We start from the raw sequence: 20,571 nt of genomic DNA, 5'->3' as shown, positions 1-20,571 counted from the left end.
ATATCCGGCACGATGCGCTAGGCTGCTGCCGTCGACATCCCGAACATGCGAAGGGCCGCCCCGATGGGGGCGGCCCTTCCATTGTCGAACCGGTCAGTCCGACGAAACCTGTCGTGATCCCGCGAATGCGTTAGGCGCACACGCCGGAGGTAACGGTCCAGGCCTTGGTCGTCGGCGACGGCTGATGACAATGAGACACTGGATCACCTCCTTTCGTTCGTTGCGGATGAGCCCCAAGGTAGGGAGGAATTCCGCCGCGCGAAAGACCCCTCGCGGCCGATCCGGTGCGTTGTCTCGCCGCGGTGCACAATGCGGCCCCGATGACCCGGATGGCCGCCCTGCTGGCCGACCGGCGACGGGAGGCCTAAAGAGGGCGCCCGTCAGCATCGGGCTTTTCGAGTCTATGTCCTCCGCCGCCGCCCCGCGCGTTTCCACCGACGACGCCCTCGATCCGCGCGCCATGCGCGAGCCGCTGCCGAACGCGTGGTACTGCGCCGGGCAAGCCTCCGCGGTTGCCGGCGGCAAGATGCGGGCTGTCGCGCTCAACGGCGAGCAGGTGGTGCTCGGCCGGGGCAAGGACGGCGCCCTGTTCGCCCTGCGCGACCGCTGTCCCCATCGCGGCATGGCCCTATCCAAGGGCAAGTTCGACGGCGACACGCTGATGTGCCCATTCCACGGCTGGCGCTTCGGCACCGACGGACGCTGCCGCGATGTGCCGACGCTCTCCGAGCACGACGCCTCCGACTTCTCGCGCATTGCGGTCCAGCGCTTCCCCATCGTCGAGAGCGCGGGCTTCCTCTGGGTCAACCCGCATCTCGGACCCTCCGACCCGGAGGCGGTGCCGGCGGTGCCCGCCCTCGATTTCGAGCCGGCGGGCTGCCTCGTGCTCGAACTGGAGGTCGAGGCCTCCTTCGACCTGACGACGTTGAGCCTCGTCGATCCCGGCCATGTCGCCTTCGTCCACGACACGTGGTGGTTCCGGCCCTCCAAGGAGCTGCGGGAGAAGGTGAAGACCTTCCAGCCCGTGCCGCACGGCTTCGTCATGACGAGCCACGCCACGACGACGAGTTCGCCGGTCTATCGCCTGCTCGGCGGCGCGCCGGCGGTCGAGATCGAGTTCCGCCTGCCCGGCGTGCGGCTGGAGCGGATCAAGGCGGGTACGAAGCGGGTGGCGAACTACACGTTCGCCACGCCGATGGGCCCCAACCGGACGATGCTGACCAATGCGCTCTACTGGAGTATGCCCGCGCTCAACCTGCTGAAGCCGATCGCAAAGCCGCTGATGCGCCAGTTCCTGACCCAGGATCAGCAGGTGCTGCAGCACGCCCAGGCCGGCCTCGACCGCAAGCCGACCATGGTGCTGCTGGGCCAGGGCGATCTGCCCTCGCAATGGTACTTCCGCCTCAAGCGCGAGGCCCTGGAGGCCGCCCGCGAGGGCCGGCCCTTCGCCAACCCGCTGACGCGCCAGGAGCTGCGCTGGCGCTCCTGAGGCTCCGCGCCGCGCTTGAACCGGGAACCGTACGGGCCATCTTGGCCGTATGAAGAAGCGTGGCCTGCTCACGGTCGCCAGCGCGGCCACGGTGATGACCCTGGGGGGCGTCGGCTACGCCGCCCATCGCCGGGGCCGCAACCCCTATTACCGCGGGCCCATCAGCGACCATTTCGACGGCCTGCGCTTCCACGCCGCGAACCAGCCCCCCGACAAGTCGCTCGGCGACCTCGCCCGCTGGCGCCGGACCGGCAAGCCGGAGGTCTGGCCGGCGAGCTTCCCAAGCTCGTTCCCGGCGGACAAGCCGCCGGAGCGGGTCGAGGACTTTCGCGTCGTGCTGATCGGGCATGCGAGCTACCTGTTCCAGGTGGCCGGCCGCAACATCCTCGTCGATCCGGTCTTCGCCCGGCGCGCGAGCCCGTTCCGCTTCGCCGGCCCGAAGCGCGTGAACCCGCCCGGCATCGCCTATGCGGATCTCCCGCCCATCGACGCGGTGCTGATCACCCACAACCACTACGACCATCTCGACGGCCCCACCGTCGCCCGGCTCTGGCAGGACCATCAGCCGTTGATCGTGGCCCCGCTCGGCAACGACGCGATCCTGCGCGGCTACGACGAGACCATGCATGTCGAGACCCGCGACTGGGGCGAGTCGGTCGATCTCGGCTCGGGCATCACCGCGCACCTGACGCCCGCCAACCACTGGTCGGCCCGCGGCTTCAACGACCGGCGCATGGCGCTGTGGTGCGCCTTCCTGCTCACCACGCCGCGCGGGGTGCACTACCATGTCGGTGATACGGGGCTGGGCGACGGCGCGATCTTCCGCGAGATCCGCGCCCGCTTCGGCCCGCCCCGGCTCGCGACCCTGCCGATCGGCGCCTACGAGCCGCGCTGGTTCATGCAGCCTCAGCACATGAACCCGGCCGACGCGGTGGAGGCCCTGACACTGCTCGGCGCCGATCAGGCGCTCGGCCACCATTGGGGCACCTTCAAGCTCACCGACGAGGGCATCGAGCGCCCGGTCGAGGCCCTGGCCGAGGCGCTGACGGCGGCGGGATTGCCGCCGGAGCGGTTCCTGGCGTTGCGGCCGGGGCAGGTCTGGGAGGGGTAGACGGCCTTAAGGGGCCGCATCCTCCTTCGGCATCCTCTTGTCAGACTTGTTCTTGTCAGACTTGCGGTTCGCCAGCGTGATCCCGGCGGAGGCGGCCACGATGCAGCCGATGGCGCCCCCCTGCACCGGGGTCAGCCGCTCGCCGAGGAGCGCCAGGGCGGCCAATGCCGCGACCGCCGGCTCCAGGCTCATCAGCACGCCGAAGGCCGGGCGGGGCAGGCGGGTGAGGGCGAACATCTCCAGCGAGTAGGGCAGGGCGCTCGACAGCACGGCGATGACGAGCCCCATCGCAAGGGTTGCGGGCGTGAACAGTGCCGTGCCGGCCTGCCCAATTCCCACAGGCGCGACCACGACGGCAGCGACCAGCATGCCGAGGGACACCGCCCGCCCCCCGCCGGCCCGGCCGGCGCGCTGGCCGAAGACGATGTAGGCGGCCCAGCACAGGCCCGCGCCGAGGGCCAGAGCCGCGCCCGTCGGGTCAAGGGCGGCGGTGTCGCCGAGCGGCAGGAGCAGGCCGAGGCCCAGTACCGCGAGGCCGATCCAGGCAAAATCGATCCCGCGGCGCGAGCCCACCAGCGCCACGGCGAGCGGGCCGGTGAACTCGATGGCGACAGCGATCCCGAGCGGAATCGTGCGCAGCGCCAGATAGAACAGCAGGTTCATCAGACCGAGCGCCGCGCCGTAGAGCGCGATGGCGCCGAGATCGCCGCGTTCGGGGCCGCGCCGCCACGGCCGCCAGACCGCGAGCAGGATCAGCGCGGAGAAGCCGACGCGCAGAGCCGTGACGCCCGCCGCGCCGACGACGGGAAACAAGCCCTTGGCGAGGGCGGCGCCGCACTGGATCGACACCATCCCCGCAACGAGCGCGAGGATCGGCAGGGCGACGTCGGACGCCTCCGGCCGTGCGCGCACGGTCAGAGGATGAAGCGGCTGAGATCCGTGTTGGCGGCGAGATCCGCCACCCGCTCGCGCACGTAGCCCGCATCGATCGGCACCGTCTCGCCGGAGCGGTCGGTGGCAGTGAAGGAGATCTCGTCGATCACCCGCTCCAGCACGGTCTGGAGGCGGCGGGCGCCGATATTCTCAACCGAGCCGTTCACCTCCACCGCCACGCGGGCGAGCGCGTCGATGGCGTCCTCGGTGAAGTCGAGGGTGACGCCCTCCGTCTCCATCAGCGCCACGGTCTGCTTGATCAGGCTCGCCTCCGTGGCGGTGAGGATCTGCTTGAAATCCTCCACGGTCAGCGGCTGCAGCTCGACGCGGATCGGCAGGCGCCCCTGCAACTCGGGCAGCAGGTCGGACGGCTTCGAGACGTGGAAGGCGCCGGATGCGATGAACAGGATGTGGTCCGTCTTCACCGGCCCGTGCTTGGTCGCCACCGTGGTGCCCTCGATCAAGGGCAGCAGGTCGCGCTGCACGCCCTCGCGGGACACGTCGGCGCCGGAGCGGCCCTCGCGGGCGCAGATCTTGTCGATCTCGTCGAGGAAGACGATGCCGTTGTCCTCGACCTCGCGGATCGCCTCGCGGGTGAGCGCGTCGTCGTCCACGAGCTTGTCGCTCTCCTCGGCGATCAGCGGCGCGTAGGCGTCGGCGACGGTGATGCGGCGCGGCTTGCCGCGCTGGCCGCCCAGCGCCTTGCCGAGCATGTCGGAAATGTTGATCGCGCCCATGGAGGCGCCCGGCATGCCGGGGATCTCGAACATCGGCATGCCCTGCGGGCCTGACGGGACGAGTTCGATCTCGACCTCCTTGTCGTCGAGCTCGCTGGCACGCAGTTTCTTGCGGAAGCTCTCGCGGGTCGCCTGGCTCGCGGTCGGGCCGACCAGCGCGTCGAGGATGCGCGACTCGGCCGCGGCCTCCGCCTTGGCCTTGACCGCCTTGCGCTTCTCCTCCCGCGTCAGGCCGATGCCGACCTCGACGAGGTCGCGCACGATCTGCTCGACGTCGCGGCCGACATAGCCGACCTCGGTGAACTTGGTGGCCTCGACCTTGAGGAAGGGCGCGCCGGCCAGCCGCGCGAGGCGGCGGGCGATCTCGGTCTTGCCGCAGCCGGTCGGGCCGATCATCAGGATGTTCTTGGGCGCCACCTCGTCCCGCAGCGGCCCTTTGAGCTGCTGGCGGCGCCAGCGGTTGCGCAGCGCGATGGCGACCGCGCGCTTGGCGTCCTTCTGGCCGACGATGAAGCGGTCGAGCTCGGAGACGATCTCGCGGGGAGAGAAGGTGGTCATCGGGCTCCTGCGGCCATTTTCTTGAACTTGCGGGGCGGCGCGTCGGGCGCGGAGCCTTCCCCGAAAACGATCTAAGCGGGCAAAGCCCGGCTTTCCAGGGAGCGCGGCCCTCAGGCCGCGTCGAGGGCTTCGATCACGAGGTTGCCGTTGGTGTAGACGCAGATCTCGGCGGCGATCTTCATCGACCGGCGCACGATCGCCTCGGCATCGTGCTCGCCGTCCTCCAGTGCCCGGGCGGCGGCCAGCGCGAAATTGCCGCCCGATCCGATCGCCATCACCCCGGTCTCGGGTTCCAGCACGTCGCCGGAGCCGGAGAGCAGCAGGCTGACGTCCTTGTCGGCTACCAGCATCATCGCCTCCAGGCGGCGCAGATAGCGGTCGGTGCGCCAGTCCTTGGTGAGCTCGACGCAGGCGCGGGTGAGCTGGCCGGGATACTGCTCCAGCTTGGCCTCGAGCCGCTCGAACAGGGTGAAGGCGTCGGCGGTCGCGCCGGCGAAGCCGCCGATGACGCTGCCCTTGGCGAGCCGCCGGACCTTGCGGGCATTGCCCTTCACGATGGTCTGGCCGAGGCTGACCTGTCCGTCGCCGCCGATCACCACCCGGCCGCCCTTGCGGACCATCAGGATCGTGGTGGCGTGCATCTGCGGCAGGCGATCGTCGGTCTGGGCCAAGGAGGCGCTCCGGTACGTTTGAATCACATGGGACGCCAGCCGACGATGAGAATCGCTCATCACCGGCTGCCCTCGCGAATGCGAGGCGGCGGGAGTCCGCCGAACGCGATGCTCCCGACCACCGGTCGGGCGCATCGCCACGAGACATGAGCCTCAGTTATGCGCTCGGGTGCCCGGCTCCAAGCGGGGGCACCGCATCGCTCCAAAAAGCTCCGCGCAAGCCACCGCCCGTATTCGCTCGGGACAAAGGGCCGCCGCGCGTCGGCACCCGTCCCCGCAGCGGTGTCCCCCGGAGCCTTCCCATGGGAATCCTCGTCGGCCTCGTCATCGCGATCGGCTGCATGCTCGGCGGCTTCGTCGCCATGGGCGGGCACCTGATCGTGATCTGGCAGCCCTGGGAGTTCGTCATCATCGGCGGCATGGCGGCGGGCACCTTCGTCATCGCCAACCCGCTGAAGGTCGTGATGGATTCTGGCAAGGCGACGATGGAGGCCTTCACCAACAAGGGGCCGAAGCGCCAGGACTTCCTCTCGCTGCTCGGGCTGCTGCACGCCCTGATGCGCGAACTGAAGACCAAGCCGCGCAACGAAGTCGAGACGCATTTCGACGATCCGGCCAATTCCGAGATCTTCAAGAACTATCCCGATGTGACCAAGGATCAGGATCTGCTCCTGTTCATCTGCGACTATTGCCGCCTGATCCTGATCGGCAACGCCCGCTCGCACGAGATCGAGGCGCTGATGGAGGAGGAGATCGGCACCCACAAGAAGTACCGGCTCAAGCCCTACGCCGCGATCAACACCGTGGCCGAGGCGCTGCCGGCGCTCGGCATCGTCGCGGCGGTGCTCGGCATCGTGAAGGCGATGGGCGCGCTCGACCAGTCGCCGCAGATCCTCGGCGGCCTGATCGGCGCCGCGCTGGTCGGTACCTTCTTCGGCGTGTTCGCCTCCTACGGCGTGCTGGCCCCGCTCGCCATCAAGGTGAAGGGCGTGCGCGAGAAGCAGTGCGCCCCCTACACCATCGTGAAGCAGAGCCTGATCGCCTACATGAACGGCGCGCTGCCCCAGGTCGCGATCGAGCACGGCCGCAAGGGCATCGCGGGCGCCGATCGCCCGACCATCGACGAGGTCGAGAGCGCCACCGTGCCGGGCGCCCGCGCCGAACCGGCCGCGGCGTAAGGGGCTTCGCCGATGGACGATACCCAGACCTCCGAGGCCGGGACGGAACCCGCGGCCGAGCCCGTCCCGGTCCTCCCGCCCTTCGTCACGGCGACCAAGCCTGCGCCCGACATCCGCACGCGCATCCAGGAGGCCGGCGGCCTGTCGCTCGACCGGTTGCCGATGCTCAGCGTGGTGTTCGACCGCCTCGCCACCGCGTGCAGCGACGCCGCCAAGCATCTGGCTGCCTCTTCGACCTTCTACTCCCTGAGCGGCGTCGAGAGCGGCCGCTTCGGCGAGTTCCTCGACACCTACGACGCCAACGCGGTGGTCGGCATCTTCCACGCGCCGGGCTGGGACGGGCACGTCCTCGTCGGGCTCGACCGGGACTTCATCTACACCATGACCGAGGTGCTGTTCGGCTCGGACGGTTCCGAACCGCCGGTCGAGGACGAGCGCACCTTCTCCGCGATCGAGCTGCGCATCGCGCAGATGGTGTTCGAGCAGGTCGGCAAGGCGCTGGAATCCTCCTTCGGCCTCGTCTCGCAGACGAGCTTCCGCCTGGAGCGCACCGAGACCCGGATGGAGTTCGCGGTGATCGGCCGCCGGTCCAACAAGGCGGTCCAGGCCAAGTTCCTGCTCCAGGCGCTCAACCGCGGCGGCGAGATGTTCCTCATCATCCCGCAGACGGTGCTGAATCCGCTGCGCCCGGCTCTGGCCAAGGTGCTGACCGGCGAGTCGTCGGCCCGCGACCCGCGCTGGGCCGAGCAGATCGCCGCGGAGGTGCAGAAGACCACCGTGCGCCTGCGGGCCGTGCTCGAGGAGCGTCACCTCACGCTCGGCGAGATCGCCGGGCTCAAGGTCGGGCAGGTGCTCACCCTCGACGCCACCCCCGCGACCCGGGTCAAGCTCGAGGGCAACGACCGGCCGCTGTTCTGGTGCCGGGCCGGGCAGTCGCAGGGCGCCTACGTCCTGCGAGTCGAGGACGCGATCACTCCGGAGAAGGAGGGCGCCCATGGGCTCCTTGGTTGACGGCATACTCCTCGTCGCGCTCGTGGCCACGAGCGCCTGCGTGGTGCCGATGTACCTCAAGCTCAAGCGCCTCGACCGGACCCAGGCCGAGTACGGCGCGGCGGTCGCCGCCTCCGGGGTGGCCCTGACCCAGGCCGGGGAGGCGGTGCGCTCGTTCAAGGAGGAGGGCCGCGAGGTGCTGGATGCGCTCAGCCTCAAGATCGACGAGGCGCGGGCGGCGCTCGCCGAGCTGGAGGCGTCGCATGCTGCACTGCTGGCGGCGCGATCGGAGAAGGCGTGAGGCGGCCTCCGCCTCAGTCGTCGCGGGTCTTTCCGGCCTTCTCGACGATGACGCCGGAATGCGGGTCGAGCTGAACCTTGACGTTCCGGCCGTCGCGGCTGGCCTTGGCCTTCCACAGGCCGTCATCGGCCTCGATGCTGCGCACCGAGCCGTAGCCGGCCTCGGTCAGCTTGGTCAGAACTTGATCGATCGGCATCCAGTCCTTGCCGGGCGTGTCGGCCACGGCCGGGGCGGCGGCGAGCGAAATCGCGAGCGTGGCGGCGAGGGTGGTCTTGAGGATTTTCACGGTGTCCGGCTCCGGTTGTGGTTGCGTAACGCCCCGTGATGTCACCGTGCGGCCCCGCGAAGCTGACGCCGGCCGTCAGCGAAATGTCAGCCGGCACCGACGCAGGGCGACCGAGGCGCATGGTCCGCACTTCCGGCGAAAGCCTCGCGTCAGCCACGCCCGTTAGACCGTCCCACGCACGAAGCGGACCCGACGAGCCCGAGTGATGAGCAGCAGCCCCTTCCCCGACACCGATCTCGCCGGCACCGACGCCCGCGTCGGCGACGGGCGCAACCTCGATTCGATCCTGCGCATCCCGGTACTGATGCAGGTCGTGCTGGGCTCCGCGACCATGCCGGTGGCCGACCTGATGAAGCTCGGGCGCGGCGCCGTCGTGCCCCTCGATCACCGCGTCGGCGAGCCCGTTGACGTGATGGTCAACGGTCGTGTCATCGCCCGCGGCGAGATCGTCATCGTCGAGGAGGACAATTCCCGTTTCGGCGTGTCGCTGACCGAGGTGGTCGGCCCCTCCGCCGCCGACCAGAACGCCTGAGCGTCGGCGAGAGCGGGCCGCCATGTCCTCGAGTCCCCTGGCATCGAGCCCTGTTCCCTCGGACGTCGTGACCGCGGGCGCCGTCGCCCCGCGCGCGGTGACGACCCGGCGGCTCGATCCCGTCGATCAGGTCGCGGCGCTGCTGCTCGCCATGGGCAAGCCCGCGGCGGGGCGGCTCATCAAGTATTTCGAGCCGGACGAGCTCAAGCGCATCACCCGCTCGGCCTCGAATCTCGGCGCCGTCAGCCCCGAACAGCTCGACACGGTGGTGGAGACCTTCTCCGCCGAGTTCTCCGCCGGCAACAGCCTGATCGGCACCGCGGGCGAGGTCGAGAAGCTGCTCAGCGGCCTCCTGCCGGCCGACCAGATCGCCGACATCCTGGCGGACGTGCGCGGCAACGCCACCCGCTCGGTCTGGGAGCGGCTCGGCACCGTGCAGGAGAGCGTGCTGGCGAGCTACCTCGTCAAGGAGCATCCGCAAACCGCGGCGCTGATCCTGTCGAAGGTGAAGCCCGCCACGGCCGCCAAGGTGATGGGCCACCTGCCCGCTCCCTTACGCAACACGGTGATGCGGCGGATGCTGAGCTTCAAGCCCATCGTCGACGACGTGCTGCACGCGATCGAGAAGACGCTGCACGAGGACTTTATGATCAACGGCGCGCGCAACTCGGGCGCCGACACGCATGCCAAGATGGCCGACATCATCAACAAGATGGAACGCCAGCAGATGGACGACGTGCTCTCCAGCCTCGGCGAGTCGCGTCCGAAGTCGGTGGAGATCCTGAAGGGTCTGCTCTTCACCTTCGACGACATCGTCAAGCTGGCGCCGCGCGCCCGCACCACCCTGTTCGACGCCGTGCCCAACGACCGGCTCGTGCTGGCGCTGAAGGGGACCGAGTCCGAGTTCCGCACCACCGTGCTCAGCGCCCTCTCCGCACGCGTGCGCCGCATGGTCGAGCACGAGCTGAACGGCGGCGAACCGGCGGCGCAGCGCGATGTCATGGAGGCGCGCCGCTCCATCACCGATCTGGCCATGGACATGGCCGGACGCGGCGAGATCGAGATCAATTCGGGAGGCGAGGATGACGCGCTCATCCGCTGACCGGGGCTCCGCCCGCGCTCGCCCCCGGGGCTGAGGCGTGGCGGAGGAGACCGACCACGAGAGCAAGACCGAGGCCGCCACCGAACGGCGTGTCCGCGAGGCGATCGAGAAGGGCGACATTCCCTTCTCGCGGGAGGCACCGGTCTTCGCCTCCACCCTGGGCCTGCTGATCGCGCTGGCCCTGTTCGCGCGGGGGCAGGCGGCGCAACTCGCGGGTGATTTCGCGCCGATCCTCGACGATCCGCGCGGCTTCTCCCTGGAGACCGGCGGCGACGCGATGCTGCTGCTCAGCCGCGTAGCGCTGGCGGCGGGCCGCTTCCTGCTACCGATCCTGCTGATCCTGGCGGTCTGCAGCCTCGCGGCCTCGCTCCTCCAGAACCTGCCGCGCTTGGTCCTCGACCGGATCACGCCGAAATGGTCGCGGGTCTCGCCGATGGCGGGATTCACCCGGATCTTCGGAACTTCGGGTCAAGTCGAGTTCCTGAAATCCGTCGTTAAATTCCTGTCGGTCAGTGTCGTCGCCCTTCTGCTCCTCCGCTCGGAGCGGACCAGAGCCTTGAACGCCATGTTCGTCGATCCGAGCCAGCTGCCCGAACTGATCCTGACGGTCTCGATCCGCCTCGTTTCGGCGGTGGCCATCGCCACCATCGTCATCGTCGCGGGCGATCTCGTCTGGGCGCGGCTGCGCTGGCAGCGCTCGCTCCGGATGTCGCGGCAGGACATCAAGGACGAGCACAAGCAGACCGAGGGCGATCCGTCGGTCAAGGCGCGGCTGCGCTCGCTCGCCCAGGACCGCGCCCGCAACCGGATGCTCGCCAACGTCGATCGGGCGACGGTGGTGATCGCAAACCCGACGCACTTCGCCGTGGCTCTGCGCTACGAGCCCAGCGAGAACCCGGCCCCCCTCGTGCTCGCCAAGGGGCAGGATCTCATCGCCCTCAGAATCCGCGCGATCGCCGAGGAAAAAGGCATCGCGGTGATCGAGGACAAGCCTCTCGCAAGGTCGCTGTACGATGCTGTGCAGGTCGATCAGACGATTCCGGCAGAATTTTACCGCGCCGTGGCGCAGATCCTTTTCTTCCTTTTCGCGAGAGCTCGATGACCCCTCAGGTCCAACGTTTCGCGCCGGGACCGTCGGCCGTTCCGCACGCCTACGCGGCGGCCGAGCAGATTTTCGCCGAGGCGCTGCGCGAGTTCATCGGTGAGCTGTGCCTGCTCGACGGCGGCGTACTGATCGGCTGGATCCGCGGCGAGCGGCACGGCAACATCGCCGACATCGTCTCCTCCTCCGCCGAGCTGTTCTTCAAGGAATCGGTGCTGACCTACGCGGACGCGGCCGACGTCTGCCTCGATTGGGGCCGCTCGATGCAGGTGGTCCTCGACCTCGAATTCGCGGCCGAGCCGATGACGGTGTTCTTCAAGCTCGTCCTCGACGAGGTGTTCGCGGGCGTCGCGATCCAGCGCATCGTCGCGGAGGACGTGGCCGCCTTCTCCCTCGAAGGCTTCGCCCATGCCGTGAGCCAAGCCCGGGTCGGACACGCCTGAAGGCGGCAGGCGAATCGCTTCGACGCTCCGTCTCGCCCGAGAGGCCGACCGCGCCTGCGGGGAGAGGCGCCGGAGCGAGGAAACGAAGGCGATTTTTGTCAATGTATGGAATTGCACGTTCCAGCAATTGACCCCCTCGTTGCCGCACTGCATGACAGGGGCGACGCTGCGTCGCGAAGCCTCCGGAGGGCATGGTAATGGCCTCTCGAAGGTGCCCAAAACCCGCCCAGATCGCAGCGCAAGGCCGGCGCGGTCCGGCTGGGTCAGGGGGATGGTCGCCGATGTATTTTCTGGTCGATCCGCGCGATTCCGTGAACGCGGGTTACAAGGCCAGCTTCGAGCGCGAGGGGATTTCCTCGTTCGCGCTCATGCCGGAGGAGTTTCTGGGTTGGCTCCGGGCGGCCTCCAGCAGCGACCTCGAAGCGATCCAGGGCTTCCTCCTCGGTGATTTCGAGGAGCGGGCGAAATGCGCGGGCGTGATCCGCAAGCAGTCCCGCGCGCCGATCATTGCGCTCGCCGATCTTCGCTCCCTGGAGCAGACCGTCGAATTGCTGGAAGCCGGCATCGACGACGTGCTGCCCAAGCCCGTTCATGTCCGCGAGATCCTGGCCCGGTCCGAGGCAATCTGGCGCCGGGTCAACGGGGCGGTGCAGGGAACCGAGGCAGAAGGGGAAGCCGAGGGCGAGGCCCGGCCCGACCGGCTCAAGGTCTTCCACGACGGGCGCGATCCGGAGATCGACGGCGTGCCGCTGTCCCTGCCGCGGCGGGAGCGGCACATCCTCGAATATCTCGTGCGAAACCGCGGGCGCCGGCTCACCAAGACCCAGGTCTTCAACGTGGTCTACGGCGTCTACAGCAACGGCGTCGAGGAGAGCGTGATCGAGGGCCATGTGAGCAAGCTGCGCAAGAAGCTCACCGAGCGGCTCGGCCACGACCCGATCGAGGCCAAGCGCTACATGGGCTACACCTACGTCGGTTGAGTTCTGCTACTGGCAGAACGCCTTCGCCCCCGGCGTCCAGTTGCCGAAGCCCGAGGCGACCATGTTGGTGATGACCCGGCAGACATAGACCTTCTGCGCCGGGTTGTTGTTGGGCCCGGCATGGTAGCGGGCGACGGCCAACGTCCAGCTTCCCTCGCGCTCCTTCAACTCCTTCAGGAAGCGGGTCGCGTACTCGACGTTCTGAGCCGGGTCGATCATCGCCTCGAGCGAGGCGAACTTCGCCCGGTGATAGTGGTGGTTGATCTGCATGCAGCCGAGATCGACCAGGCGTACGCCCTCCCGCTGCGCCTGGGCGAGGCGCTGGACCACGTCGGCGGCGCTGGAGCCGAAATAGGCCTTGCCCTGGATGTTCATGGCGTAGGGCTGGAGCGAGCCGCGGTTGCCGCTCTCGGTCAGCCCGACGGCGTAGAGCATGCCGAGCGGCACCCCGTGCTTGGCGGCAGCCTGCGCCATCTGGCGCTCGCACACGCGGGAGGCGTCGCCCGGTGCGGCGGCCGCAGCCGGGCCGGCGACGTTAGAGATACAGGCCGCCGTGATCGCGCCGGCGAGAATCCGTTTCATGGTCGTGCTCCTCGGTAGGCGTGGCAGCCTCGTCCGCGCGCGGGGACGGGCGCCGGCCCGAATGATCGGGCGTCGCGGCGCCCGGCTGTCTGTCCTGCTGCCCGCCCTGCGATCCGGCGAAGGACGCGAAGCCCTGGCCGCGCGGCCCGGATTCGCCCGGTCCGGCGCCGCCCGCCTGGATCGTCACGGGATCGGCCTCGTAGCCGGCCTCCCGCAGAAGGCCGGCGAGCAGGTCTCCCTCCTTGCGCAGGCGTTCAGCGGTCTCCTCGCGGCTGGTGCGCAGGCTCATTTCCAGCCGCCCGTCCTGCAGGCGCATCCGCACCAGCACCGAGCCCAGATCGGCCGGATGGAGCTGGAGCGTGAGAATCTTCAGTGGCCCGGTCTCGGTCGGGGTCGAGGACGGACGGGCTTGAGCGCCGGAGACGGCAGCGGGCAGCTGGGTGGCAACCGCATCGACGATCTGGCGCAGTGGAGAGCCGGGCATGGGTGCCGATGCGGCCGCGGTCTCGTGCGGCATCGGCTCGGCGGGCGATATCGGCGTGGGTGGCGCCTCGGCGGAGGGGCCGGCGCTCGCTGTTTCCGTGCCGGCCTCCGCCTCGGCCCTCGCTTGCGGCATCGCTGCAGCGGCACGCTCCTGGGGCGTGTCCGCGCGGGCGATCCCGGCCGGGCGCTCCCGCACCAGCTCCGGATCGCGTCGGATCTGTCCCGTCGGACCAGCTTGGGCCGGGGCAGCCGGTTCGGCAAGGTCTCCGTCTGCCAGGGAATCATTAGGGGATGACGCCAGCGCCGCCGTGCCCGCCTGTTCCGAGCGGTCGCTTCGGAGAGCGGCCCTTCCCCGGCTCGCGGGGCTCCTGAGCGTGTCCGCCGCCGCAGCGATTGGGGCGCTTGAGGCTGCGGCTGTATCCCGTCCAGATTCCAGCGGAGCCGGCTGGGCGGCTGTTGCCGCGGCGTCGGGCGAGGGAGGCGCGGCGGACGACCGGTCTTCGGAAACCGGAGCGGCGGGCGCGGAAAGCGCGGGGGCACCCTGGGCCGGAGGCGATCCGCCCGTTCCGGCGGCGGATGCATGAACGCCGCCGCGCGGGCTCTTGCCGGTTTCGGTCGGATCGAGACTGACCTGCCCGGTGGCCCTTGCATCCGGCACGATCGGCGCGGGTGGGGACGGGCGGGCGTCGTCCCGCACGACCGCGGGCGAGCCGTCGGCATCGGTTCCGACCGACGGGGCCGCCGGTGATGATGTGAGCGCCCCGGTCGCGACCGGTCCCGCCCCGGCGTTCGTCGAGAGGGCACCCGCAGGGAATCGAACGGGCGCGAAATGCGTCTCCCGCTGCACCACGGTGATCGGTAGGGCAGGCGCCGTCGCGGCCGGACCCGGACTCGGCCCGAACCGTGCTGCGGCCCGCTGCACCATCGCTTCGAGGCTGGCATCCGGGGCGGCAGGAGCGGGGGCTGCGGCGGGACCGGCGAGGGCCATCAGCGCCTGCAAGGCCGAATCGGCCGTGCCGGCGGCGCCCGCCACGGGCGCAGCGGGCAACTCTGAGGGCAGGGCGGGGGGCGCCTCGGCGCGGGCCTCGCCCGCCTCCGCCGGAGCCTCACCGCTGGGCCCCGTCCCTTTCTCGATCCCGCTCTCGGATCCGTTCTCGAACGCATCGAGCACCGCCTCGAAGTCGGGACCGCCGCCAGCGCGGGACTCTTCGCCCGTGGGCGCGCGGCCGGCCTCGGCCTTCGGCCGCATCGGGGAGAGGGTGTCGAGAGACCGCATCACGGGTCGATCGTCCGGGATTTGGAGGGCGGGATGGGCTCAGGGCGTGCCGGTGGCGCCATCCATGGCGCGCTCGGCCCGGGCCAGGGCCTCCTGCGCGCGCAGGAGCGAGCCGGATTCGGGGATCGGCCGGCTCGCCGAGGGCGGCGGGACCGGAACGGCGTCGGCGACGGGGGAGGGCGTACGGATCTGCCGGGCCGTCGAGAGCGCGGCGTCGAGCAACTCGGTGTCGGAGGCCGCGAAATCCGCACGGTCGAGGCTGAGCAGGGCCTCGTAGCCTTCCTCGAAGCGTCCGTCCGCCACGATCAGCGCCGCGCCGCGGTAGAGCCGGGCCTGCGCTGCCGGGCGCGAATCCGGGGCGGCAAGGCCCATGGCCCGCTCGGAGGCGAACAGGGCAGTCTCCCGGCGGCCCTGCTCCAGCCCGGCCCGCGCCACGAGCAGGTAGAGATCGCGCCGGCTCTCCGGCTCGATTTCGTCGAGCATCCGCTCCAGGCTTGCGATGCGGGTGCGGTCGCTGTCGAAGTCGAGCCGGGTGAGCGCCCCGGCGAAGCGCTGGCGGAAATTGCCGGCATAGACCGATCGGCGGAACCGGCGCAGGTACTGGATCGCCAGCGCTTCGAAGCGCCGCGCATCGCCGCCCTGCGCCACCACGAAGATCTGGCGGCGCAGCGCGCCCTCCTCGACCAGGGTGCCCGGTGCCAGGAGCCGCGCGAGGTCGAGAAGTTCGAGAGACTTGGTGGGTGCCTCGCGTACCATCAGCGCCGATTGCGTCAGGGCGAGCTGACCGGCGAGCCCGGCCGGCATCGTGCGCGGATCGATGCCGGCGAGCTGGGCCCGGGCCTCCTTCTCGCGACCCTCGAGATAGGCGAGCGCGCCGAGCGCCAGGGGCTGCTCCGCCTCCGGCACCTTGCCGGACTTGAGCAGCACCCGAACAGCCGCCGGCCCGCCGCCCGCCAGCGCGGAGGTGACGGCGGCCCGCACGTTCTCGGCCTCGGCCCAGGTCTCGGGGTCGAGGGTGATCAGCTTCTGCTCGATATGGCCGAGGAGCTGGCGCTGCGCGAGATGCGCCTGGGTCGAGCCGCGGGCGATGCGGTCCTGCAGGAGCTGGAGCGTGCGCGTCAGCTCGACCGGCAGCCCGTGCGCCTTTACCGGCAGCGGTTCGATGGGTTTTGCCGGGGCGCCGTGCCCGCCATGGTCGTCGGCGGCATGGCTGTCGGCGGCCGGCGCGTGGCTGTCACCATGCTCGGCGGCGGGAGCGGGAGCGGTGAAGAGGGCGAGCGCGAGTCCGGCGGCGAAGCCGCGAATTCCGAAATCCCGAAAGATCATTCCGGCAGGCCCCGCAGCAGAATCTCGATGCGGCGGTTCTCGGCGGCCTTGGGGTCGGCGGCGATGCGGGGCTGTCGGTCGGCGTAGCCCTCGATCCGCTCGATGCGCGCCTCGTCGAAGCCGCCGCGCACGAGCATGTAGGAGGCCATCTGCGCCCGGGCGGAGGACAGGCGCCAGTTGTCGTAGGTCTCGGAGCGGAACGGGCGCCCGTCGGTATGTCCGCGCACGACGACGCGGCCGGGGCGGCTGTTGAGGATCTTGGCGATGCGCTCCAGCGCCTTGATTACCTTCGGCGTCGGTTCGGCCGAGCCGATCCCGAACATGCTGAAATTGATCTCGTCGGTGATGCTGATGAGCACGCCCTCGCCGGTGCGGCGCACCTCGACATGCGGCGCGGGCGCGCTGCCGGGCAGTGAGGGCACTGCCCGGGCGATCTCCGCCTTCAGGGCGGAAAGGGCGGCGGTCTCCGCTGCCTTCGCAGCCTGATCGGCGGCCGGCGGCTCCTTCCCGGCCGCCGCTTCCGCTTTGGCGACCAGCTTCGGCTCGGGTTGCTCCGGCTTCCTGTCCATTGGCGGCCCTTTGGCATCGGGCACCTCCGGCACCGCTTCGGCGACGGGCTTGGCAGCCTCCAGCGGCATCGGCTCGGCGGAGGCGAGCTTCACGCCGGCCTGCCGCATGGCCTCGTGCAGGCTCTGCCGGGCGATCTCCTTCGGACTGTCCTTCGAGCTGGCCTTCGAGCTGTCCTTCGGCAGCTCCTTGGTCTTGGCGGCGCTGCCGCTCTGGGCGCGCGCGTCGAGGCGCGCCTCGGCCGGCGCGGCGGCGACGGTGTCGAGGGCGCCGGGTGTCTCGGTGCGCTGGCGCGGCAGGGCCGCGACCTGCCAGTAGAGCGGATCGAACGGGTCCCGCCCGGTCTCGCCGCCGCTCACGCCCGGCTGTCCGGCCTCGATGGTGGAGGCATCCGCGCTCGCCGCCTCCGGGCCGGCGGCCTCGGCCTCCGCCGCGAGCTTGGCGAGGATGGCGTAGGGATCCTGGAACAGGGCGGATTCGCGCGCACGGCTGCCCGGCGCGCCCATCGCGTCCGCCTTGCCCTCGGCGCTGCCGCCGTCCCCCTTGCCCTTGCCGGAAGGGGCGGGGTCGTTGGGGGCATCCTGCGGGTCGTTCACGCCCTTGCGGTCATGGGTGACCTCGGCGAGCTTCACCGGATTGAAGTACTCGGCGATGGTCTGCTTCTGCTCCTTGCTCGTGGAGTTGATCAGCCACATCACCAGGAACAGCGCCATCATCGCCGTCATGAAGTCGGCGAGCGCGATCTTCCAGGCACCGCCGTGATGGCCGTCCTCGTGGTCGCCGTGGCGCTTGATGATGATGATCTCGTGGGCGTGCTCGGACATCTCACGCCTCCGCGACCGCCGCGGCGATCAGGCGGCTCCAAGCCGCAAGTTCGGTCTCGATCACGGTCTCACCCGCGCTCACGCTCACGTCCGGTCCCGCATCCGCCTCGAAGGCGATACCGGCGGCGAGCCCGCCGAGCCGGGCGGACAGGGCCGCGATCAGGTCTTCAGGCCCGCGCACCCGCACCGCCGGCCGCTGCGGCTCGGCCAGGATGCGCCCGAGGGCGGCGCCGAGTTCCTCCAGGGCCCGCTGCTGCAGCGCCTGGCCGAGAATTGGCGCGATCAGCCGCGCGACGCGGTCCGACAGGGCGGTGTCGAGCGTTTGCATCGCCGCGGCGAAACCGGTGGCGAGGGCTTCACTCTCAGCCTCGCTCCAGTCTCGGCGCGCCTGCGCCAACCCTTCCTCGAACAAAGCCTTCTGCGCCTCGCGTTCGAGCGCCGCCTGCGCCGCGGCCTCGGCCAGCGCCTCCGCGCGGCCCTGCTCGCGTCCCCGCGCCTCGGCGGCGGCGATCAATGCGTCGCGGTCCTCCGACGGCCTCGCCACCGCGGCGGCGCGGGGGACGATGGGTTCGATCTCGGGCTCGTCGTCCGTCTCTGCTTCGCGCGCGGCCTCCGGCTCCGCCGGATTAGGCGCGATGCCGGCCCGGATCGGCTCCGGCGAGGGTGCGCGGAACCAGAGGCTGGAAAAGTCGGGCTCCTCGGCGGTCGCCGTCGCGGGCGGCGGCTCGGAAAAGTCCGGCAGGTAGCGCGCGATCACCGCGTCCATCACGCCGGCTCCTCACGCATCAGCCAGCGCTTGAGCACGGCCGCGACCTGCTCCTCGTCGATGTCGATCAACTGCTCCAAACGCTTCTGCGGCGAGCGCGCCATCTTGTCCTCCAACTCCTCCAGCAGGCCGGCGACACCCGGCGCGGGGAGCCTGGCCGCCTCGCTCGCGCCGGCCGTGCCGGGGAGCGCGGTGCCCGGCGCGGCGAGCGCCACCGTGCCGTCGGCGGCGATGCCGCCGGCGAGGGCGGGTGCGCCCTCGGGGCCGGCGAGCGCCGCGACCTCGCTCTGGGCGGCCTCGGGCGTCGCCAGGATGGCGCGGAGCGCCGGGCGCAGGCCGAACCAGATCAGCAGGCCGGCCACGACCAGGATCGTCGCCGCGTTGATGAGCGTGCCGGACTGCTTCATCATCACGTCGGTGAGCGAGAGCGGCGGCACCGGCTCGAGCGGCTGGCCGTCGTTGACGAAGCCCACCGCCGCGACCTTGATCGTGTCGCCGCGCTCCTTGCTGAATCCCGCGGCCGAGCCGACGAGCTCCTCGATCTCCGAAATCTGCTTGTCGAGCGCGGCCTTGTCCTCGGGTCCGGCAAGCGCGGTGAGCCGCGAGCGGTTGACCAGCACCGCGACCGAGAGGCGGCGGATGGCGTAGCCGTCGCTCACCGTCTGAACCGTCTTCTGGGAGATCTCGTAGTTGGTGAGATCCTCCTTCTTCGAGCTCTCGTTGCTCGACTGGTCGTTGCCGTCCGAGCGGGTGCGCTGGTCGGGCAGGTTCTCCTGGGCGCTGGTCGGGCGCTGGCTGTTACGGTTCTGCGCGTTCTCGCTCTCGCGCACGGAGCGCACCGAGCGTTCGACCCGCTGGTCGGGATTGTAGATCGTCTCGTTCGTGGACGTCTTGTCGGTGTTGAGCTGGGTCGCGACGCTGACCTCGAAATTGCCGACGCCGAGATAGGGCGCCAGCGTGCGGCGGATGTTGTCCTGCATCTCGCGGCTGACCGACTTCTCCAGCGTCGCCATCTTGCCGGTCGGCGCCGTGCCGGCGTCGTCGCCCGCGAGCAGCACCGTGCCCTCCGAGCCGATCACGGTGACGCGGTCGGGCTTCATGCCGGGGATCGCCGAGGCGACGAGCTGGCGGATCGCCTGCGCGCCCGAGACGTCGTCGGCGGGCTCGGTGCGCACCACCACGGAGGCCGAGGCCGGCTGCTGGTCGCGGCGGAACGAGCCGCGGTCGGGCAGGACGAGGTGGACGCGGGCGGCGCGCACGCCCTTCATGCCCTGGATCGTGCGGGCGATCTCGCCCTCCAGCGCGCGTACGCGGGTCACCTCCTGCATGAAGGAGGTCATGCCGAGCGAGCCGAGATCGTTGAACAGCTCGTAGCCGGACTTGGAGCTCTGCGGCAGGCCCTTCTCGGCGAGCAGCATCCGCGCCTGGGCGGTGTGGCCGAAGGAGACGAGCACCGCCGTGCCGTCCGACGACACGTCGAAGGGGATGCCGTTGTCCTTCAGGACGCCGCCGATGCGCGACACGTCCTCACGCGACAGCCCGGTGTACAGCATCTCCTGGGCCGGGCGGCTGAGATAGTAGGCGCCGATGCCGACGCCGAGAAACACCAGAAGGCCGACCAGCCCGAGGGCGATCAGCCGCCTCGCGCCGAGATCGACGATGTTGCTCCACAATCTCTCGACTTGCTCGCGACCGAACATCCCCGGACCGATCCCGTTGGCGACCTGACACGCGTCGCCAGCCTGAATGAGGGCTGAGCCTTGTGCGGGGATTGCGACGCAGAGCCCTCAGGTCCGCCCGGAGGCGTCCGGCTCCGCGGCCTCGCCGCGGGCAAGGGCGAGCGCCCGCACCAGGGCCGGCTCCAGGCTGCCGAGTTCTTCCAGATGCGCCGCGGTCAGCCGGCGCAGGAGCGCCTCGGCCTCGGGGGTGAGGGCGAGTTCCATCCGCCGCCGGTCCTGCGCGCCGCGGCTCTTGGTCAGAAGTCCGGCCTCGACCATCCGGGTGACGAGTTCGGCGGCGCTGTGCGGGGCGATCAGCAGGCGCTCGGCGATATGCCCGACCGTCGGCGGCTCCGGCCCGAGATGGCCCGCGACAGTGAGGAGCGCCTGATGCTGCTGCGGCGGCAGCCCGGCCTCAGTCGCCGCCGCCTCGCTGAAGGCGAGGAAGCGCCGCAGCTCGTACCGGAAGGCCGCCAGCGCCGCGTAGTGCGACCGCGACATTTCCCCGGTCATCCGTTCCGGCTCCTCACACGCCATGCCGCGGCCGCCCCGTCACCGAGAGAACTAGATTATATCGTAATACGACATATAACCGTCGCAACCGATCGAAGGAGGT

General features: G+C 70.3%; 21 protein-coding genes. 10 read left to right on the top strand and 11 right to left on the bottom strand.

From position 1 onward, the window contains the following. Window positions 1-403: 403 nt before the first annotated feature. Both MPPM_RS03240 and MPPM_RS03235 read left to right on the top strand, forming a co-directional pair. Entirely contained in the window at window positions 404-1,489 is a 1,086-nt protein-coding gene (locus MPPM_RS03240; protein ID WP_096483825.1) for an aromatic ring-hydroxylating oxygenase subunit alpha, read from the top strand. A gap of 49 nt (window positions 1,490-1,538) precedes the next feature. Then, entirely contained in the window at window positions 1,539-2,600 is a 1,062-nt protein-coding gene (locus MPPM_RS03235) for an MBL fold metallo-hydrolase (RefSeq protein ID WP_096483824.1), read from the top strand. Window positions 2,601-2,606: 6 nt separating this feature from the next. On the opposite strand, the gene MPPM_RS03230 is transcribed toward MPPM_RS03235, so the two are convergent. The 3 genes from MPPM_RS03230 to hslV form a co-directional block, all read right to left on the bottom strand. Continuing rightward, window positions 2,607-3,512 (bottom strand): EamA family transporter, encoded by a 906-nt coding sequence (locus tag MPPM_RS03230; protein ID WP_096483823.1) that lies wholly within the window; start codon window positions 3,510-3,512, stop codon window positions 2,607-2,609. A 2-nt stretch (window positions 3,513-3,514) separates the two neighbouring features. Then, complete coding sequence (hslU, locus tag MPPM_RS03225) at window positions 3,515-4,828, bottom strand: ATP-dependent protease ATPase subunit HslU (protein ID WP_096483822.1); 1,314 nt, start codon at window positions 4,826-4,828, stop codon at window positions 3,515-3,517. 110 nt (window positions 4,829-4,938) lie between these two features. Then, a complete protein-coding gene (gene hslV, locus MPPM_RS03220) occupies window positions 4,939-5,499 on the bottom strand; it encodes an ATP-dependent protease subunit HslV (RefSeq protein WP_096483821.1) in 561 nt (186 codons plus the stop codon). 302 nt (window positions 5,500-5,801) lie between these two features. Between hslV and motA the strand changes: the two genes are divergently transcribed. Genes motA through MPPM_RS03205 form a run of 3 tightly spaced genes read left to right on the top strand, consistent with a single transcriptional unit; the run spans window position 5,802 to window position 7,968 of the window. Next, window positions 5,802-6,677: a flagellar motor stator protein MotA gene (gene motA, locus MPPM_RS03215; RefSeq protein ID WP_012452556.1), complete on the top strand. Its 876-nt coding sequence runs from the start codon at window positions 5,802-5,804 to the stop codon at window positions 6,675-6,677. A gap of 12 nt (window positions 6,678-6,689) precedes the next feature. After that, the gene (locus tag MPPM_RS03210) at window positions 6,690-7,688 is read left to right on the top strand and encodes a flagellar motor switch protein FliM (protein WP_096483820.1); all 999 of its coding nucleotides are present in this window, start codon (window positions 6,690-6,692) and stop codon (window positions 7,686-7,688) included. Then, on the top strand, window positions 7,672-7,968 hold the full coding sequence (locus MPPM_RS03205; protein ID WP_096483819.1) for a hypothetical protein: 297 nt from the start codon (window positions 7,672-7,674) through the stop codon (window positions 7,966-7,968). The genes MPPM_RS03210 and MPPM_RS03205 overlap by 17 nt, the downstream gene beginning before the upstream one ends. Window positions 7,969-7,981: 13 nt before the next feature. Here the strand turns inward: MPPM_RS03205 and MPPM_RS03200 are convergent, their stop codons facing one another. After that, window positions 7,982-8,254, bottom strand: coding sequence for a PepSY domain-containing protein (locus tag MPPM_RS03200; RefSeq protein ID WP_096483818.1), 273 nt, complete (start codon window positions 8,252-8,254; stop codon window positions 7,982-7,984). 205 nt (window positions 8,255-8,459) lie between these two features. Between MPPM_RS03200 and fliN the strand changes: the two genes are divergently transcribed. The 5 genes from fliN (at window position 8,460) to MPPM_RS03175 (ending at window position 12,413) form a co-directional block, all read left to right on the top strand. Then, entirely contained in the window at window positions 8,460-8,786 is a 327-nt protein-coding gene (gene fliN / locus MPPM_RS03195) for a flagellar motor switch protein FliN (RefSeq protein WP_096483817.1), read from the top strand. A 22-nt stretch (window positions 8,787-8,808) separates the two neighbouring features. After that, complete coding sequence (locus MPPM_RS03190) at window positions 8,809-9,888, top strand: flagellar motor switch protein FliG (protein ID WP_096483816.1); 1,080 nt, start codon at window positions 8,809-8,811, stop codon at window positions 9,886-9,888. A 37-nt stretch (window positions 9,889-9,925) separates the two neighbouring features. Beyond that, complete coding sequence (gene flhB, locus MPPM_RS03185; protein WP_096483815.1) at window positions 9,926-10,990, top strand: flagellar biosynthesis protein FlhB; 1,065 nt, start codon at window positions 9,926-9,928, stop codon at window positions 10,988-10,990. After that, window positions 10,987-11,433, top strand: coding sequence for a BspJ family T4SS effector nucleomodulin (locus MPPM_RS03180; RefSeq protein WP_096483814.1), 447 nt, complete (start codon window positions 10,987-10,989; stop codon window positions 11,431-11,433). The genes flhB and MPPM_RS03180 overlap by 4 nt, the downstream gene beginning before the upstream one ends. A gap of 281 nt (window positions 11,434-11,714) precedes the next feature. Continuing rightward, window positions 11,715-12,413: a response regulator transcription factor gene (locus tag MPPM_RS03175; protein ID WP_096483813.1), complete on the top strand. Its 699-nt coding sequence runs from the start codon at window positions 11,715-11,717 to the stop codon at window positions 12,411-12,413. A 6-nt stretch (window positions 12,414-12,419) separates the two neighbouring features. Here the strand turns inward: MPPM_RS03175 and MPPM_RS03170 are convergent, their stop codons facing one another. From MPPM_RS03170 to MPPM_RS03140, 7 genes are all read right to left on the bottom strand, one after another. Continuing rightward, window positions 12,420-12,995, bottom strand: a complete 576-nt coding sequence (locus tag MPPM_RS03170) for a transglycosylase SLT domain-containing protein (RefSeq protein WP_096483812.1) — start codon at window positions 12,993-12,995, stop codon at window positions 12,420-12,422. After that, entirely contained in the window at window positions 12,949-14,754 is a 1,806-nt protein-coding gene (locus MPPM_RS03165; protein ID WP_096483811.1) for a flagellar hook-length control protein FliK, read from the bottom strand. Before MPPM_RS03165 ends, MPPM_RS03170 begins: the two co-directional genes overlap by 47 nt. Before the next feature lie 39 nt (window positions 14,755-14,793). Further along, window positions 14,794-16,080 carry a chemotaxis protein gene (locus tag MPPM_RS03160; protein WP_096483810.1) on the bottom strand — a complete coding sequence of 429 codons (1,287 nt, stop codon included), beginning with the start codon at window positions 16,078-16,080 and terminating at the stop codon, window positions 14,794-14,796. Continuing rightward, window positions 16,077-17,471 (bottom strand): MotB family protein, encoded by a 1,395-nt coding sequence (locus MPPM_RS03155; RefSeq protein ID WP_096483809.1) that lies wholly within the window; start codon window positions 17,469-17,471, stop codon window positions 16,077-16,079. Before MPPM_RS03155 ends, MPPM_RS03160 begins: the two co-directional genes overlap by 4 nt. A gap of 1 nt (window position 17,472) precedes the next feature. Continuing rightward, on the bottom strand, window positions 17,473-18,237 hold the full coding sequence (locus MPPM_RS03150) for a hypothetical protein (protein ID WP_096483808.1): 765 nt from the start codon (window positions 18,235-18,237) through the stop codon (window positions 17,473-17,475). Then, the gene (fliF, locus tag MPPM_RS03145) at window positions 18,237-19,937 is read right to left on the bottom strand and encodes a flagellar basal-body MS-ring/collar protein FliF (RefSeq protein ID WP_096483807.1); all 1,701 of its coding nucleotides are present in this window, start codon (window positions 19,935-19,937) and stop codon (window positions 18,237-18,239) included. Before fliF ends, MPPM_RS03150 begins: the two co-directional genes overlap by 1 nt. An 87-nt stretch (window positions 19,938-20,024) precedes the next feature. Continuing rightward, window positions 20,025-20,456: a MarR family winged helix-turn-helix transcriptional regulator gene (locus tag MPPM_RS03140; RefSeq protein WP_244573457.1), complete on the bottom strand. Its 432-nt coding sequence runs from the start codon at window positions 20,454-20,456 to the stop codon at window positions 20,025-20,027. Window positions 20,457-20,571 lie beyond the last annotated feature (115 nt).

Source organism: Methylorubrum populi (assembly GCF_002355515.1).
In the GTDB taxonomy this organism is placed as follows: domain Bacteria; phylum Pseudomonadota; class Alphaproteobacteria; order Rhizobiales; family Beijerinckiaceae; genus Methylobacterium; species Methylobacterium populi_A.
Note: the sequence above shows the minus strand (reverse complement) of the source record. Positions and strands in the feature narration are given on the sequence as shown.